Here is a 1,969-nt window from a genome sequence, read left to right as displayed (position 1 = left end):
AATATCTTAAAAAAAATATGCTTGACATATTACCAGAATGCTAGAGGCGAGAGCTATGGGCGCCCGTTGGGCAGGCCCTCCGGGCCTATTGGATTGAACTTCCTCAGTCATCCCTATAGGATGACAGCCCCTTCACGCTTGAAGGGGCCATTCTTAGGCCAATACTGGCCGTGTGCTGAAAGTGGTTAGTGCTGAAATGCAGGTAGCCCCCGCTCTGCAATGCTTGCGGCGTTGCTTTCTTTTTCTGCTCTTTTTGTAAAATCCTGGAAAAATTCTAGGAATGGGGGTTGCCTTAGAGTCAGGTTTAAGTGTTATAGTAAATATGTAGTTTGTATTGGGTCCAACGGGGCTGCTGCATGGGTGGTGGCTGGTGCTGGGGGCTGGGTTTTAAGTTCCTTAGGTGCGGTGTTGGGCTGTTTGTTTTGTAAAGGAGAGATATTTATGCAAGGAAACTTTTTGTATTCGAATCCGGTTCGGCTGCATTTTGGTGAGAATGCGATTGATGCGCTGGCTGGTGAATTGGCGAAGTTTGGGCCTAAGGTGCTGCTGACCTACGGCGGGGGCTCGATTAAGAAGAATGGGGTTTACGAGGATGTGCTGGCTGCTCTGAAGAAGGCTGGCAAGGTGGTTGTGGAGCTGCCGGGGGTTATGCCCAATCCTACGGTGGCAAAGCTGAACGAGGGCTGCAAGCTGGCTAAGGCTGAAGCTGTGGATTTGATTTTGGCTGTTGGTGGTGGTTCTACCTGCGACTATGCCAAGGCGCTGTCGGTATCTGCCTACTGTGAAGAGGATCCTTGGACCAAGTATTATCTGCATATGGAGGATGTGGACAACAAGATTATTCCTGTTGGCTGCGTGCTGACTATGGCTGGGACGGGGTCCGAGATGAATGCGGGTTCTGTTATTACCAATCCGGAGCAGAAGCTGAAGATTGGGCATGTGTTCGATGACCGGGTGATGCCCAAGTTTACGATTTTGAATCCGCGTTATACTATGAGTCTGCCGGTGTACCAGATGAAAGCTGGGATTTTCGATATTATGTCCCATATTATGGAACAGTACTTCTCGGGCACGGATGACAATACGTCCGATTATCTGGCGGAGGGGCTGATGAAGTCTTTGATTCACAGTTCTCGTATTGCGGTGAAGGATCCGCAGGACTATGAGGCACGGAGCAATATTATGTGGACGGCTACCTGAGCACTGAATACGCTGATTGGCTGCGGCAAGTCCCAGGATTGGGAAGTGCATATGATTGGTCAGGCTGTAGGGGGCGTTACCAATGCGACCCACGGGATGACGCTGTCTGCGGTTTCTCTGCCTTACTACCGGCTGATCAAGGAAGCGGGGCTAGCCAAGTTCGCCCGGTTTGCGGTGAATGTTTGGGGCATCAATCCGGAAGGCAAGAGTCAGGAAGAATTGGCTGATGCGGGCCTGAATGCGCTGGAAGGTTGGATGAAGGAGATTGGTGTGTACCTGCATTTGTCCGAGCTGGGCTGCACGGAAGGGATGTTTGACGATATTATCAAGGGTACGTTCTTGCTGCAAGGCGGGTACAAGGTGCTGACGGCTGAGGATGTGCGGACGATTTTGACGGAAGCGATGTAAGAGGGGGATTGATGGGTGATTGGTGCGGTCAGCGGACCTGAAGTGATGTGGTTCGGGGTATCCACTCAGCGGTTCGCTGCTAGCCAGTCACTTTCGCCTTACAGGCTCAGTTCCTGGGCAGCTATCGCAGGGGTCGTATATTCCATTTCTCTACGGCCGGGGGCCTTGAGAAATGGATACGACTCCCTCAGTCATCCTGCGGTGACAGCTCTCCCAGTGGTTGGAGCTATGGGCGCCCTCTGGGCAGGCCCTACGGGCCAATTGGATTGAACTTCTTCCGTCATCCACGTTGTGGATGACACCTTCTTCACGTTTGGTATGCTATGAATAAAGTAGACTGGCATATAGTTAAACCTCCTGG

1 pseudogene is annotated in these 1,969 nt (G+C 51.7%); it reads left to right on the top strand.

Annotation, left to right across the window (positions count from 1 at the left end):
* The first annotated feature begins 441 nt into the window (after nucleotides 1–441).
* Nucleotides 442–1,608 (top strand): annotated as a pseudogene (locus DW089_RS11195) (iron-containing alcohol dehydrogenase).
* The last annotated feature ends 361 nt before the right edge of the window (nucleotides 1,609–1,969 follow it).

Origin of the sequence: Acidaminococcus sp. AM05-11 (assembly GCF_003472805.1) — a bacterium.
Taxonomy (GTDB): domain Bacteria; phylum Bacillota; class Negativicutes; order Acidaminococcales; family Acidaminococcaceae; genus Acidaminococcus; species Acidaminococcus hominis.
Note: the sequence above shows the minus strand (reverse complement) of the source record. Positions and strands in the feature narration are given on the sequence as shown.